This is a genomic window from Shewanella sp. NKUCC01_JLK (assembly GCF_019345615.1).
Taxonomy (GTDB): Bacteria; Pseudomonadota; Gammaproteobacteria; order Enterobacterales; family Shewanellaceae; genus Shewanella; species Shewanella oncorhynchi.
Map to the genome: position 1 here is coordinate 200,300 of NZ_JAHKRD010000007.1, position 15,767 is coordinate 216,066.

Here is a 15,767-nt window from a genome sequence, read left to right on the forward strand (position 1 = left end):
CCAGTATTAACTGGCCTTTTTTGTCGGCTTAGGTTGAGTGTTTAGTTTTTTACACTGTCGCTTATTACACAGCACTTATTACTCAGCACTTATTATTCAGTAGCTTAATCGCTCAGATAGCTGCGATCGCCCATAGGTTTCAATCACTTTACTGACTTGATGTTGGTCTAAGTGTTTGAGGGCGAAATTTCACCATAAAGCCTGCCCTGAATATCTAATGGCATTCCCTAGATTCATTTTGTGTAAGCGATTTCTGTTAATCGCTTTTGTGTATAAAGCGAATGATGAAATGGCGTCAGCATGGCCTCAATACCCTCGTAGAAAGTGAAAGTCTTTCATGTCGAATCACTGATTGTGAGCTATTTAAATGATAACCAGCCTTAAATGCCATGTTTGGCGATACAAAACTGAAAGTTTTCTGTAATTGTGGCTTTTGCTTTGTTATACTCCAGCCCACGGAATGTATCCCTTTCCTCATAGGCAAAATGTCAGCATAGAATGGCAAGCCTCTGCGACCTTACCCAATCAAGCAGGAGTTGTTATGGAAGTTCATGAATACGAAAATGCTTATTATCAAGTGAAAGACGATGTACTAACGTCTTTACCTGCTGAAAGCGAAGAAGAAGTGATCCAGGCTTAATCGATAACGATTAAACTGACGGTACTTATGAGTCGGAAATAACAGAACAAGCACAAAAAAATAGCAACCTTAGGGTTGCTATTTTTTTGGCTGAAAGTAAGCAGGATGATTGTATGACAAGGTATGCGCGGTGAAAGCAGGCAAGAAAGGGGGGTTAACCGTTAACTTTGCGCTTTTCAGGCAGAAGTTCGACGATAATCCATTGGCTACCAATTTTGTGTAGGCGTATGGTCCTGTCATCAATCCATGGTTGACCACCTTTAAGGCCTTTCATTTTGACCACAACAATGACGTCTTTGGTAAATTTGCGGAAGAAGTCGATATCGATATCATCAATTTCCATTTCAACATTGGTCATAGATAGGCCGAGCATATTACGCTGTACGGCTGCGGCAATGTGGTAATGGGTGAGCACTTGTTTAATGGGATCGTCGACGAATTGCTTGGCTTGTTCAACATTACGATCAACATAAATCGCTTTAAAAAAGCCTAAGCTCACTTCTTCCGGTGATAACTGGCGTTGCTCTTGCGTTGAGGGATCGCCACAACCGAAGAGGAACAGGAGAGAGAAAAAAAATAGAGTTCGCATAAGTTTTAGTTATTGGAATTTGTTCCGAGTATCGCGATTTTAGCTGTAATGTACAAGTCTTGTCGTGATTCGCTGTCTATTGTGAAAAGCATTGACTCAAACCTCATGTGTGTGGCATATAGTTAGGAGTCATATAAAAAGGTTATCCACAGAAACTGTGGAAAACTATGTTGAAGACTTCAGTGATACTTTGTAAGTCACTGATATTGTCTTGCTTTATTTGCTGGTTAAAAAGTGACGCTTTTCTGCTTTCCATTATGTTCCACTTCTACTTGTGGATATTTTTCGCAATTTGCCGAGCTTATTCACACTGCATAATTCGATATTTCTCGTTTTTTTCTTCATCTTTTGCAATTTAGACTTATCCATTAAGCGATTCTTGCGATCAGCGGTATGGTTTACGCTAAATTTGAGAATAAAAAAGCACCGGTAATAACCAGTGCTTTTTTGTGCGTAACGTTATGCAGATTTAATGCTGTTAGCCTTTAGCTGCGTCGTTCTGTGCGGCTTGAATTGCCGTTAGTGCGATAGTGTAGACGATGTCATCGACTAACGCGCCGCGAGACAAGTCGTTCACAGGTTTGCGCATACCTTGCAGCATAGGACCGATACTGATCAGGTCCGCGCTTCGCTGTACGGCCTTGTAAGTCGTGTTGCCTGTATTAAGGTCTGGGAACACGAAAACGGTAGCTTGACCAGCGACAGGGCTATTAGGTGCCTTAGAGCGTGCAACGTTTGGCATGACTGCCGCATCGTATTGCAATGGACCATCAATAATCAGATCTGGGCGTTTTTCTTTGGCAATACGGGTTGCTTCACGCACTTTATCCACATCAGAACCTGTACCTGAGTTGCCAGTTGAGTAGCTGATCATTGCCACTCTTGGCTCGATACCGAAGGCTTTTGCTGATTCCGCCGATTGGATGGCGATATCTGCTAACTGCTCAGCATTGGGATCTGGGTTAATCGCACAGTCACCGTAAACAAGCACTTGATCTGGCATCAGCATAAAGAAGATGGATGAAACTAAGCTTGAGCCCGGTGCCGTTTTGATCAATTGTAGTGGTGGGCGAATGGTATTGGCTGTGGTGTTAACCGCGCCAGAAACGATACCGTCGACTTCGTTTTGCGCCAACATCATAGTGCCGAGCACCATGTTGTCTTCTAACTGTTCACGGGCAACGACTTCAGTTAAGCCTTTGCTGCGACGCAGTTCCAACATAGGTTCTACGTAACGGTCGCGCACCTCTTCTGGATCGATAATGATCACGCCTTCGCCAAGCACCACATCTTGCTGTGCGGCGATACGCAGGATTTCATCTTTTTTGCCTAAAAGTACACAGCGAGCGATACCGCGTTCGGCACAAATGGCCGCCGCTTTAATGGTACGCGGCTCATCACCTTCTGGCAGTACCACAGTCTTGTGGGCGGCGCGCGCCAATTCCGTGAGTTTGTAACGGAAAGCTGGTGGTGATAGGCGATGCTCACGGGGTGAGTTTTTAGTCACGCTTTCAATCCACGTTTGGTCAATGTGACTGGCCACATAATCCTGCACCAGATCGATACGAACTGCGTCATCGACGGGTACTTCATGGTCGAAACGTTGAATGTTGAGCGAGGTTTGCCAAGTGTTACTGTCGATCAAGAACACAGGTAAACCGGTTTCAAAGGCCTGCTCACACAGCTTAAGGATTTCTGGCTCTGGCTCGTAGCTACCTGTTAATAACAGGGCACCAATTTTCACGCCGTTCATGGCCGCAAGACAGGCTGATACGATCACATCTGAGCGATCGCCTGAGGTTACAAGCAAGGAGTCAGTCTTAATATGAGTGACCATGTTCGGGATACTGCGTGCACAAAACGTTACTTTACGCAGGCGGCGGGTATGCATTTCACCAGCATTCAGAATGCGTGCGCTTAAATGTTTCGCTAAATCCGAAGCACGAGGAGCGACAAGATCAAGATTGTAGGGCACGCTGCCTAAGATACGTAGTGGGCTCTTACCCGGCAGTTGGAACATGCTGGCCGCATCTGAGCGTTGAACACCTTGGTGATCAAAGACTTCAGATAGATCTGGGCGCGCGCGACCTTCGTCGTCAACGGGTGCTCCAATCTTGTTAATTACGGCGCCAATTAAGCGTTTATTCTTTTTCCCGCCCCAAGAGTTATAGGCGATTTCGAGGCGATTCATTAGCCCTGTGGCCGTATCACTGCCTGGTGTGGCAATAAAAATCACGTCGGCATCCATGGCTTTAGCAATGGCATAGTTCACATCATCGGCGAAGGGATGATTACGCGTTGGCACTAGACCTTCGACAATTAAGGTCTCTGTGTTGCTAGCGCAATCGGCCGCACGGGCGATGATTTGCTCCATTAAGACGTCGATTTGGTCGGCGCGAATTAAGGCTTCGGCATGGGCCATGTCGAAGGGCTCTAAGGGATTTACTGTTGGCGATTTGCTCAGAATAGTGGTTGAGCGTTCTGGGCCATTATCGTTTGGACGAAGCTGAGAAATAGGCTTAAAGAACTGAACCTTAACCCCGTGGCGCTCCAGTGCGCGCACCATCCCAAGGCTTAAGGAGGTCAGGCCGACTCCGGTACCTATGGGGATTAACATAATATTACGAGACATAAAAACCTCTAGTTTCGATGGTTTTTGGCAGAATAGTTTCTGCAAATTTGCTTGTGAGTACGGCTACGTAAGGTATAAAGCCGTTTGGGTGAGCAAACGGCTTCGGCCTTTTTATTTGTTGATAAGTTTAATGGAATCTTCGGCGATAACCCATTCTTCGTTCGTTGGGATCACCATGGCAATCGTGCCTTTATCTTGGGTGATGATACCTTTCTTACCGAAACGCGCCGCTTTGTTGCGCTCACTATCGACATGGAAATTGAATATTTCCAGCATGTTGAGCACTTTTTCACGGATTAAATCTGAGTTTTCACCAATACCACCGGTGAAGACGACTGCATCTAAACGGCCCAGTGGCACAGTGTAAGAGGCGATGTACTTGGCTAAGCGGTAGCAGAAGATTTCTAAGGCTAAGGTCGCGCCTTTATGGCCCTCGGCGTAACCTTCTTCGATGCCACGGCAATCGTTGGTCAGCTCGGAAATACCCAGCAGACCACTTTGCTTGTTCATCAGGTTATTCACTTCTTCTAAGGTGTAACCCAGTTGATGAACTAAGTGGTAGATGATTGAAGGGTCAATATCGCCACAACGCGTGCCCATAACCAAACCTTCTAATGGGGTTAAGCCCATAGAAGTGTCGACACTTTTGCCGCCTTTGATGGCAGTCACTGACGCGCCATTGCCTAAATGAGCACAGATCACGTTGGTATCTTCGATGGGCTTGTTGAGCATTTTTGCCGCTTCACGGCTAACGAATAAATGACTCGTGCCATGCATGCCATAACGACGGATACCGTGTTCACGGTATAACTTGTAAGGCAGGGCGTAGACATAAGCTCTGTCTGGCATGCTTTGGTGGAAAGCGGTATCAAATACAGCAACCTGTGGCAATTTAGGGAAAGAGGCCATTGCCGCGCGGATGCCGATAAGGTGAGCAGGATTGTGCAGTGGGGCTAATGAAGCACAGTCTTCGATGCCTTTGATCACGCTCTCATCGATGATCACTGAGCGAGTGAATTTCTCACCACCGTGAACGATACGATGGCCAACGGCTTGAATTTTTGCTGCTAATTCAGGTTGTTCCGCAAGAATTTTATTAACAATGTATTCAACTGCTTCACGGTGAGCCGTAAATGCACCTAAGGCTGCTTCATGTTTTTCGCCGTTGATTTTCCATTTAATGCGAGAGTCTTCTAAACCAAAACATTCGGCTAAGCCAGAAATTTGGTCGTCACCTGTTTGCGCGTCAATGACGGCAAATTTGAGAGAAGAGCTACCGCAATTGAGAACTAAAACCAGTTTATTTGACATGTGTAAACCCTTTGCCATTGTGTTTAATATAACGATTCAAAATAATGAGGAACTGCGGTGTTTTTACCATATCAGTCTTGGGGCGATTCGCCAGATTGTGCTATGGTAAGAGCAGTATTCCATTGTAGTTGGTGTCTAAGATTGAGCATTAAGATCCTCAAAACCTTAGGTGATGGTCATCAGTATATGAAGACTTGGCCTATGGTTAGACAACTGGGTTTTTATTTTCCTGAGTATCGGGTCGTCCGAGCAACTCAGCTCGCCATACTGGTGATGCCAGTGCTGGCGATTTTTGTGAGCATGAGCCAGCTGTATATTCACGGTTGGGCATTTCTGCCCCAAGCTGTCACTCTCGGTTTATTTTTCATCAGCTTACCGTTACAGGGGCTGCTGTGGTTAGGCTGGCGAGCTCGCCATCCATTACCGTTAACGCTGTTCGACTGGATTAACCAGTTGAGTGCGAAGTTGTCATCCATGGGTATCAATTGCCACACTTTAGGCGCTAAGGCCTGTTACCTCGATATGGCACTGATTTTAAAAATAGCCTTTGAGCGTTTAGATGCCAGTTATTGGGAAGAACTTTAGGCCGTTGCCGCGGTTATCCGTTTTGGCTTTTCTATTACTGTGGATTAATAAATCGCGTTAATCCCTTGTTGGACAAATACCGCTTTGATCTTTTCCATGGTTTCTCGACTCGGGGGGGATATCCCATCGAGTTGATAGCTTTCGCCCATGGCTTCCCACTTATGTTTACCTAATTCGTGATAGGGTAGTAACTCTACCTTTTCAATGTTTTTCATGGGCTTGATAAACTCGGCCAGTTGTAATGCCGATGCTTCATCGTCGGTAAATCCGCCCACTACGACATAACGTATCCATGTCGCTTGATTACGCTCTGCTAAATACTGCGCAAACTGTAATGTTCTATGGTTGCTGACTTTAGTTAACTCAATATGTTTTTCATCGTCCATGTGCTTGATGTCGAGCAGGACCAAGTCAGTATGGTCGAGCAACTCATCAATCACTGGCGTGTACTTACGTACAAAACCATTGGTATCTAAACAGGTATGAATACCTTCTTGCTGACAGGCTGTGAATAATTCGGCGACAAATTCGGCCTGTAAAATGGCTTCACCACCACTGGCCGTAACACCACCATTGCTGGCATCGAGAAAAGGCCGATAGCTGATGATTTGACTCATTAACTCATCGACCAGAACTTCTTTTCCGCCATCAAGATCCCAAGTGTCACGGTTGTGGCAATATTGGCAGCGCATTAAACAGCCCTGCATAAAGGTGATAAACCGTATGCCGGGACCATCTACTGTGCCAAAGGATTCCACCGAGTGGATCCGACCGATAACTGCCATTGTGACTCCTGTTAAAATAAGTGAGGCTGTAGCACAGTGTACTACAGCCTTGACTAATTTAGCTTACAGACCTTTTGTGAATGTACGCGTGATCACATCTTGTTGTTGTTCTGGCGTCAGTGAGTTGAAGCGCACTGCATAGCCAGAAACACGGATGGTCAGCTGTGGATACTTGTCTGGATGCTTAACGGCATCTTCGAGCATTTCGCGGTTCATCACGTTGACGTTCAAGTGTTGGCCACCTTCTTTTTTGTCACTGTGGTCGAAGTATCCGTCCATCAATGCCGCTAAGTTGGTACGGCGAGCATCATCATCTTTACCCAGCGCATTTGGCACGATTGAGAAGGTATAAGAAATACCGTCTTGAGCGTGGGCAAATGGGAGTTTTGCCACTGAGGTTAAAGAAGCGATTGCGCCTTTTTCATCACGGCCATGCATAGGGTTTGCACCCGGTGCAAATGGCGCACCTGAACGACGACCATCGGGTGTGTTACCGGTTTTCTTACCATAAACCACGTTTGAGGTGATGGTCAGAATTGACTGCGTTGGGATCGCATTGCGATACATTTTACGGTCACGAATTTTCGCCATAAAACGTTCAACTAAGTCACAGGCGATATCATCAACACGTGGGTCGTTGTTACCAAATTTTGGATAGTCACCGCTGATTTCGAAATCAACTGCAATGCCATTTTCATCACGAACCGGTTTTACGGTGGCGAATTTGATGGCAGACAGTGAGTCGGCTGCGATAGATAAACCCGCAATACCACAAGCCATAGTGCGACGTACGTCTCTGTCGTGCAGCGCCATAAGCGCGGCTTCGTAAGAGTACTTATCGTGCATGTAGTGGATTGAGTTCAGTGCAGTGACATATTGAGTCGCTAACCAATCCATTAAACCGTCTAAGCGATTCATCACATCATCAAAGTTGAGCACTTCGTCTGTGATCATGTCTGCTTTAGGGGCAATTTGGATTTTCAGTTTTTCGTCTACGCCGCCGTTAATCGCATACAGCATGGTTTTCGCTAAGTTAGCGCGAGCACCGAAGAACTGCATGTGTTTACCCACAACCATAGGGCTCACACAACAGGCGATTGCATAGTCGTCTGATTGGAAATCTGGACGCATTAAGTCATCGTTTTCGTATTGGATTGAGCTAGTGTCGATAGACACTTTGGCGCAATATTTTTTGAAACCGATTGGCAGTTTATCTGACCATAATACTGTGATGTTTGGCTCTGGACTTGGACCCATAGTGTAAAGGGTGTTCAAGAAACGGAAGCTTGATTTCGTCACTAACGTACGGCCATCTAAGCCCATACCGCCGATTGACTCCGTTGCCCAAATTGGGTCGCCTGAGAACAATTCGTCGTATTCAGGGGTACGTAGGAAACGCACCATACGCAATTTCATCACAAAATGGTCAACCATTTCCTGAGCTTGTTGCTCAGTTAAGGTGCCATTTTTTAGATCACGTTCAATATAGATGTCGAGGAATGAAGAGGTACGACCTAATGACATGGCAGCGCCGTTTTGGCTCTTCACTGCAGCTAAATAGCCGAAGTAAGTCCATTGGATCGCTTCTTGTGCATTGGTCGCTGGACGAGAAATATCGAAGCCATACTTGGCAGCCATTTTCTTCATTTGGCCTAATGCACGGTGTTGCTCGGCAATTTCTTCACGTAATTGGATAACGTTAGATAACTCTTCACCCGCTTCAAACTGCGCTTGCAGTGAGCTAAATTGGGCAAACTTATCTTTCATCAGGTAATCGATACCGTAAAGTGCCACACGGCGATAGTCACCAATGATACGGCCACGGCCATAAGCATCGGGTAAGCCCGTTAAAATACCTGATTTACGACAGGCCATAATTTCGGGGGTGTAAACATCGAACACACCTTGGTTATGGGTTTTGCGCAGTTCTGAATAAACGTATTTAACATCTTCATCCAGTACACGATCGTAGGCGGCGCATGAGCTTTCCACCATACGAATACCACCGTTAGGCAACATAGCGCGTTTTAGCGGCGCGTCTGTTTGTAAGCCAACGATAGTTTCTAATTCTTTGTTGATATAGCCAGCGTCGTGGGAAGTGATGGTTGAAACCATCTTAGTGTCGAAATCAACAGGCGCGTGGGTACGGTTTTCCTGTTTGATGCCTTCCATGACTTTATCCCACAATTTTGTGGTCGCTTCGGTGGCACCGGCGAGGAAGGACTCGTCGCCTTCAAAAGGCGCGTAGTTTTGTTGGATAAAGTCACGTACATTGACTTCAGATTTCCAATCGCCAGGAGTAAAGCCTTCCCATGCGTTGGCAAACAGTTCAGTTTTGTCGGTCATCGTACTAATACCTTCTGGTTGAGATAAAAGGTTATTGGCGATCAGCGTTAAGCAATGCTGAGTATAAGCCAATAGCTAATTCCTGAAATAAAGCTCCCTTCATGATGACGCCCTATGATGGGAACTGGATTTTGAAGCGCTCGTCACTCCAAAAGTCTGTCTATTGATACCCGATAAGATGACAAATATTCGCTTACTTTGATTATCGGCTACTGATAAATCTTTATAATTGGTAAGACCAATTGTCCACAAGCATATTAACATAGGTCTGTCGCTATCGCATCTTAAACGGCTTGGTTTATGCTCTGTTAATACCAAATTTGCTAGCTAGGTAGCATTTTTTTACCACAATAGGGAATACGGCACGCTTTTTAAGTTGGTGTGACATCTGAACCCCATTATCTCTTAAATCAGCCTGCCTATATTGTTCCCATTTACTGTCCACCTTTAGCGAGGATAAATCTATCCTCGTATAGGCTGATTTTGATTGGTGGGAGTCACGGCTCGATAATGGGAGCTGTCACAGTAGGCGCAGTGGTTATGATATTAAAAATAAGTTTGATGTTAGCTATTTGTATTAATTTATTTTTCTTTGCTAACTTAGTGTCGATTTAGGATACGGCATGTCATAACGCCATCAAATAAAGCATGCAATACTTAAATCATTCAGGAAGGGTTAGAGAGTGGCTAAATATGGTAGTTTGCAATGATGCAGGCAACTTGTTACTTGCTGTTGGACTGAACTGTCAATGCTAAATTATGGGTTATAGTGGGTTCAATTTAATGAATACCGAGATACACGCGTCAAGCTATTGGTCATTTAATGTGTCATTGCTGAGGTTAACTTGAATCTATAGCGCATTAATTTAAGCGTTAGTTCGCTAAATATGAGATGGAAACGTGCAGGATATGCATTGTATACCATCTTAATTAAGCCACATTCTCGCGATGAAAATCGGGTTGGCATGGTAAGACCAATTAACCTTTTGTGTTTTTGGCTTCAAAGTTTTCACATTTTGGGTGTGAATAGCATCACGCTTTAGCAATATCTGCTTCACAGCATAAGCGTGTTGTATGATACAAAGCGAGACTTTAGTGAATCATCATTTAAGCAGCAAATCATTATCTCGGTTTTGATTCGTGTTATCTGCGCAATGGCGCTGCTGGAGATACCTATGCTACGCGTTCAAGTTTGTTTATCTGAAGTTGGAGTTATGCAATGAAAAGCCCAAATCCATCGTCATCAGTTCCAACTGTGACAAACAGCGCACATGAAGCGCCACAGGTTTCAGCTCATTTTAGTTGTTACAATCAGGCTGAAATTTACGGGACAAGCAAAGTGGTTAAAGCACCTTGGCAGTCCTTTGGCTTAGCCGTGTTTGCTGGCGCATTTATCGCTTTAGCCTTTGTTTTTTATTTAACCGTAACTACTGGCGCAGGCGATGCGTCTTGGGGTTTAGTTCGTTTCGTTGGCGGAATAGCCTTTAGTTTAGGTTTAATCTTAGTGGTTGTTTGCGGTGGAGAACTGTTCACCAGTTCTGTACTCAGTACCGTCGCCTGGGCACAAAAACAGGTCACTGGCGCTGAATTACTCAAATGTTGGTGCCGCGTGTATGCCGGCAATTTTGTCGGCGCTATGTTGATGGTTTGCTTGATCACTGCCGCAGGTATGTATGATCTCGATGGTGGTAATTGGGGATTAAATGCACTTAAAGTGGCACAGCACAAACTGCACCATACTTGGATTCAAGCCTTTAGTTTAGGCATTTTATGTAACATGTTGGTGTGTTTAGGTGTGTGGATGACCTTTGCTAGTCGTGATGTACTGACGAAATCGTTACTGTTAATTTTACCTGTGGCTATGTTCGTTAGTAGTGGCTTTGAACACAGTATCGCTAACTTATTTATGGTGCCTATGGGCATGATGATCCAATCTATCGCCAGCCCAGAGTTCTTCGTGTCTTTAGGGGTTACTCAAGCACAATTTGCCGATTTAACCGTGGCAAACTTTATATTCAATAATTTAATACCTGTAACCTTAGGCAATATTGTCGGTGGCGGTGTGATTGTTGGTTTAGGTTATTGGTGGATAGAGCAGGGTAAAGTCACCTTGGCTGAACCACACAAAGCTCATCATGAACATTTTTCTGCACCACATTCGCATGCTGAAAAATCTCAGCATCAGAGTGAGATTAAGCTGACTAAACATTCCTAGAACGCCTTTAATTATTAGTCTGAAGTGAAAGTGCCCAGCAGGTAGCTGGGCATTTTTATGTCGGTTTACTATGATGTGTAAATAATGAAGTAAATAAAAACGGCATCCGAAGATGCCGTTTTTTGATTAGGTTCTAACTCATAAACACCATATTAGAATTTAACTTCGCCTTCGATAAACCATTCACGACCACGCGCATCATATGATGAGCGGTTATAGTGTGGCCAGGCTGTATCTGTTGGATCAAAGTTTGGTCCAACATTAAATAAGTTCATTACACCGCCAGTCACTTTAATTGCGTCTGTGATGTTATAAGCCGATGTTAAGTTCCACTTCGTTTGTGATGCAATTTCGTTTGCACTTTCATCGAATGCCAAACCTTTATCTAATGCAGCTTTTTTAAACGATTTATATCCAACACCATGCATTCTTGCTGTGTGGTAAGCGCCTAAAGTTGTTTCAAAATCGTTTATATACCAACCTAAAATGATATTGGCTTTATATTGCGGTAAACCACCATCATCGATGTCATCATCAATTGCAGCTGTAGGATCTGTTTGTCCTTCAGAAAGAAGAATATAAGTACCATTAAAGTTTAGTTTTAACTCACCAAAGTCAGCGACATCCCATCCGTAACCAGTGGTTAAGTCAATACCACGAACTTTCTGATAAGCAAGGTTTTGTGCGACGGTATTAATGTGAGTAATAGTACCTAATGCGTCACGGGTGATCATGTTTGCATAAGTTTCATATTCACGAGCAGCTTTGCTTGCAGAGATGTCACTTACCATGTCATCCAGTTTCCACTCCCAAATATCGAGTGAAGCATTTAAGCTATCGCCACCATATACAGCACCTATGTTGGCTGTATAGCCTGTTTCAGCGCTAAGATCTTTGTTAGCACCAGTAGTGATATCAATATTGAGTTCATTACAGATTTTGTTCAGTGTTGGATCTGGATTTTTCTGAGATGGAGTTCCACCTAGAGCTTGGCACTGTTTAAAATCAATGATATTGCTATATGCTTTAGTTGCATCTCCATATACGCGATGCATATCTGGTGCGCGGAACACTTTACTGATAGAGCCACGAACTAATAATTCATCAAGTGGGCGATACTCTACGGTTAATTGAGGCGACAAATTTCCACCGAAATCATCATATCGGTCATAACGTAAGGCCGCATCAAGTGTTAAGTCCTCAAGAACTGGAAGCTTTAATTCCATATAGGTTGCCCAGTATGAACGCTCACCAGCACCTGATGAACCACCACGGCTTAGAATATTGCCTTTAACAGATTCTGAGTCAGATTCTGATGAGTAGTCTTGAGTGGTATATTCCGCCCCAAAAGCAAAGTCTGCTGAACCTGCTGGCAGTTCAAATGCTGGACCTGTGATATTTGCTTGAATATTTTTTTGAGTTGATTGAGCTTTTTCAAACGGAGTGTACGCTATACCGCTGACATCATTTGTGCTGATAGGCGCAAGCAGTGATTTACCGTCAGTACCTTGAGCTAGATAATTAAATAATCCACCCACAGTCGCAAAGCCACTATTGAATACATCCACATTAGTACGGCCGTAATTTACGGATGTATCCCAACTATAATCATCAGCGATCACGCCTTCCAAGCCCGCGGTGAAGAAATAGTTACGGGTACTTGTTTCTCCTGCGCGGTTGCCGAATTCGTGCAAACGACGAATATAGTTGTAGTCACCATTTTCGGCATTTTTAAAATCTCCACCAAGACCTGTATTCTTGTCGAATGTTTTTGTCAGTGAATCATCTAAATCAACGCCTAAAGTTACTTTGTCTCCTGCAACATTGACTGTGTAGTTATCGATACCCATAGGTTCGATACGTGTTGTTGATTTTGCTTCTGCAAAATCAAGACGTCCTACAAAGTTCAAATTATCTGCAAGTTCATAGTTAAAGTTCGTTGAACTGATAAAACGAGTGCTTTCTGGTGATAGATCGCGCCACTTTGAGCGATCAAAGCCACATGCGCTACCTGTCCAAAGAAAACCGCCCGCTTCGCATTCACTCGCAGTTAGGACACGTTGGCCTTTTGGTGTTGTTCCACCAGCAGGTTTTTTACCTGTAATGCCAGCCCCATATGAGCTGTATTGTGAATATTTACTATAAGGTACTTTGTCTGTATCTAATCCAAAAACAGCTCTATCAGTTGCATTCAAACGCTCAGTATCAGTAAATTCGATGAAGGTTGAGACGTTACCACGTTCGGAAGATGAACCCAGAGATAGCGCAATTCGATCGCTTCCACCACCGCCTTCAGTAGTATCACCATGTCGATATTTTAATGCGACGCCATCAAAATCTCTTTTTAAAATAATGTTTACTACGCCACCAACAGCATCTGCACCATAAATTGCTGAACCACCAGATTGTAATATCTCAATACGAGCAACAGCTTCCATTGGTAAGTTTGCGGTATCAACAAAGTTGTCTGTACCACCTGCTGGTTTAGGATATTGGTTGAGACGTTTACCGTTAATCAATGTTAGCGTTCTGCTTGCACCCGCATTACGTAAACTGATTGATGACGCAGCTGGTGTAAAACCATGTACTGATTGAGTTGTCATTGCTCCTGTTGTTGAAGTCAGGCTCTGCAATGCATCTTGTACGTTAGTAAAACCTTGTTTTGCCATATCATCAGCACTTAGTACTGTAACTGGGGTTGCGGTTTCCATATCGGTACGCTTAATACGTGAACCTGTTACTTCAATACGTTCAACTTTGGCACCATCTTCAGCTGCATATACTATCGAAGTGGTTAACGCGGCAGTAGCTGCTCCGCTTATTAATGCAAAGCGAACGGCTTTGGCTAATGTAGAATTTGCACGCATTTTATTCTCCCTTAACACATGTTGTATGTTTATTTTTTATTTTTCTTAAATGGTTACTTATGTAAAGAATTAAGCTCTCATTTAATTGAGTTCAGGATATAACCACAAGAAAATAACAAGTGCAACATTGGTCATGCTGGAGTTTTGTTTAAAATTTGTTATTTACTCTCTTTTTAAAATGCAGACATAAGTAGGGTGTGTGTGTAATCGGTGGCAGATAAGGTTTTAATCTGAGGGTTTTGTTTTTTATTTGGCTTTTTGTTTTTATTATTGGTTCTTTGTGTTTTTTTATTGTTGCTAATTTTTTGTTTTATTGTGTTTTAATTTTGTTGTTTTCAATAATAGTTTGAAACTATTTTATGTGAAAAAGTAAAAATTAATAACGATATGGTTTGTCATTCCATATATTTTAGATTGGATGATTGAGGAGTGTTATCAATAAGGGTTTTCATGCGGTTTAATTTTGTATGGTGATATTTTTACACCGCGTCAGGAAGCTAGAAGTAAAATTATGGAATGAAATGTTGTAAAGAGTAAAAACTAATCAAATGCTATTTCTGATTATTTAATTTTGACTGTTTAAATATAAAATTGAAGTGAATATCTATTCACTTCAATTTCGGTTTATTGTTTAGTTTTTTGAGTGAACAATTCATTTGTATGGTTAATGATTTTTACAAAAAGCTGTTCTGTTTATTTGCTATTTAGAACTGATTTGTGCTCTACCACGTTAAATTGCAGTGGAAAGTAGTGTCCTAAATAACGTAGGGCGACATAGGCAACCACTAAGGTGGCGATTACCAGTTCGAATTCTGCTAAGTATTTTATCCATATCGCTAACTCACCCATGTTATTGAACTGCGTTAACCAAGCTGCGGTTTTAAAGAGGGCGGTTGCACCGATCACCATAGGGAAGGTAAAGGCTGCGTAGCCTGGGCTAAAGGGCAGTTTTAGTAGGTGAAAGAAGGCCAAGTAGATGATGCTGGTCATCAGAATGGCGATACTCAGTAGTAAGGCGACTAAGGGAATTGATGCCTGCTCACAAACAGTCAGATAGCCCGCGAGTGATAAACTGGCGGGAGCTGCAAGAATGGCAATGGTTGGTTTAGCGGCATCAGGTATCGTCTGACAGAAAATGAGGCGATAGAGCATCAAAGGCAGCATGATTAAGTAGGCTAACATTCCAAAAACCAAAATGGCGTTTGCTAACCATTGGTAATCAGACACAGGGAAAGACACCGCCGCGACGATAATGCCAATCGGTGGTACAAACCAGCTTGGAACCATGTGCTCGAGTTTAAAATCGATGGCGCGAAAGTAGATAAACGCGCTTAGGAAGATCACATGGATACCAATGGCGACTAGCCACAGAGTTAAGCCTGCATTGGGGAAATAATCGCCGAGTGATTTAGACACCACCATCAAGCCCATGGCGAAGGTGGGGATCACACTACCAATCACTGGGTGGCTTAGCTCGTCCTTTAAAATATTAGGATGAAGCATGAATTTACCCATGAGCAATAACAGTAACACAGAGGCTATGATGGCCCCTGTGAGTTGTCCTGCGCCATTAAGTGAAGGTGTCATGTTCTCCCATGTCCAACCTAAGCTGGCAATTGCCAGTGCCAACCCAGCCATAGGGCTGGGAAGTTTAGCTGCGTGGGATGTCCAGCGTTTGCGTTTTGAAGTCATTTTGAATACCTCTCAATACTGACAATGCTTAACATCGCTTTTTTAGGGCGCTGTTTTGATGTATTTAGTGTACTGCGGGTATCAATGATAAATAAATTTGATTAA

The 15,767-nt window shown here is 43.6% G+C and carries 9 protein-coding genes; 2 read left to right on the forward strand and 7 right to left on the reverse strand.

Going from position 1 to position 15,767, the window contains the following annotated elements; all coding sequences use genetic code 11:
- Positions 1 to 794: 794 nt before the first annotated feature.
- The 3 genes from KO537_RS09745 to ackA all read right to left on the reverse strand — a co-directional run bounded on the left by KO537_RS09745 (position 795) and on the right by ackA (position 5,172).
- Positions 795 to 1,229: a hypothetical protein gene (locus KO537_RS09745; RefSeq protein ID WP_219234384.1), complete on the reverse strand. Its 435-nt coding sequence runs from the start codon at positions 1,227 to 1,229 to the stop codon at positions 795 to 797.
- A gap of 478 nt (positions 1,230 to 1,707) precedes the next feature.
- Positions 1,708 to 3,861 carry a phosphate acetyltransferase gene (gene pta / locus KO537_RS09750; RefSeq protein WP_028760976.1) on the reverse strand — a complete coding sequence of 718 codons (2,154 nt, stop codon included), beginning with the start codon at positions 3,859 to 3,861 and terminating at the stop codon, positions 1,708 to 1,710.
- A gap of 111 nt (positions 3,862 to 3,972) precedes the next feature.
- On the reverse strand, positions 3,973 to 5,172 hold the full coding sequence (gene ackA, locus KO537_RS09755) for an acetate kinase (protein WP_219234385.1): 1,200 nt from the start codon (positions 5,170 to 5,172) through the stop codon (positions 3,973 to 3,975).
- Positions 5,173 to 5,313: 141 nt separating this feature from the next.
- On the opposite strand from ackA, the gene yfbV reads away from it, so the two are divergent.
- Positions 5,314 to 5,757, forward strand: coding sequence for a terminus macrodomain insulation protein YfbV (gene yfbV / locus KO537_RS09760; RefSeq protein WP_081729091.1), 444 nt, complete (start codon positions 5,314 to 5,316; stop codon positions 5,755 to 5,757).
- Positions 5,758 to 5,801: 44 nt separating this feature from the next.
- Here the strand turns inward: yfbV and pflA are convergent, their stop codons facing one another.
- Both pflA and pflB read right to left on the reverse strand, forming a co-directional pair.
- On the reverse strand, positions 5,802 to 6,542 hold the full coding sequence (gene pflA, locus KO537_RS09765; RefSeq protein WP_105252135.1) for a pyruvate formate lyase 1-activating protein: 741 nt from the start codon (positions 6,540 to 6,542) through the stop codon (positions 5,802 to 5,804).
- Positions 6,543 to 6,605: 63 nt separating this feature from the next.
- A complete protein-coding gene (gene pflB, locus KO537_RS09770) occupies positions 6,606 to 8,888 on the reverse strand; it encodes a formate C-acetyltransferase (protein ID WP_219234386.1) in 2,283 nt (760 codons plus the stop codon).
- Positions 8,889 to 10,107: 1,219 nt separating this feature from the next.
- Here pflB and focA point away from each other — a divergent pair.
- The gene (focA, locus tag KO537_RS09775; protein WP_028760971.1) at positions 10,108 to 11,103 is read left to right on the forward strand and encodes a formate transporter FocA; all 996 of its coding nucleotides are present in this window, start codon (positions 10,108 to 10,110) and stop codon (positions 11,101 to 11,103) included.
- 152 nt (positions 11,104 to 11,255) lie between these two features.
- Here the strand turns inward: focA and KO537_RS09780 are convergent, their stop codons facing one another.
- Both KO537_RS09780 and KO537_RS09785 read right to left on the reverse strand, forming a co-directional pair.
- Entirely contained in the window at positions 11,256 to 13,970 is a 2,715-nt protein-coding gene (locus KO537_RS09780) for a TonB-dependent receptor (RefSeq protein ID WP_028760970.1), read from the reverse strand.
- Between the two features lie 693 nt (positions 13,971 to 14,663).
- Entirely contained in the window at positions 14,664 to 15,662 is a 999-nt protein-coding gene (locus KO537_RS09785) for a TDT family transporter (protein WP_219234387.1), read from the reverse strand.
- Positions 15,663 to 15,767 lie beyond the last annotated feature (105 nt).

Coding starts and splice junctions, on each gene's coding strand:
- KO537_RS09785 (WP_219234387.1), bottom strand. CDS start 15,662: ATGACTTCAAAACGCAAACGCTGGACATCCCACGCAGCTAAACTTCCC.
- focA (WP_028760971.1), top strand. CDS start 10,108: ATGAAAAGCCCAAATCCATCGTCATCAGTTCCAACTGTGACAAACAGC.
- pflB (WP_219234386.1), bottom strand. CDS start 8,888: ATGACCGACAAAACTGAACTGTTTGCCAACGCATGGGAAGGCTTTACT.
- KO537_RS09745 (WP_219234384.1), bottom strand. CDS start 1,229: ATGCGAACTCTATTTTTTTTCTCTCTCCTGTTCCTCTTCGGTTGTGGC.
- pta (WP_028760976.1), bottom strand. CDS start 3,861: ATGTCTCGTAATATTATGTTAATCCCCATAGGTACCGGAGTCGGCCTG.
- KO537_RS09780 (WP_028760970.1), bottom strand. CDS start 13,970: ATGCGTGCAAATTCTACATTAGCCAAAGCCGTTCGCTTTGCATTAATA.
- pflA (WP_105252135.1), bottom strand. CDS start 6,542: ATGGCAGTTATCGGTCGGATCCACTCGGTGGAATCCTTTGGCACAGTA.
- ackA (WP_219234385.1), bottom strand. CDS start 5,172: ATGTCAAATAAACTGGTTTTAGTTCTCAATTGCGGTAGCTCTTCTCTC.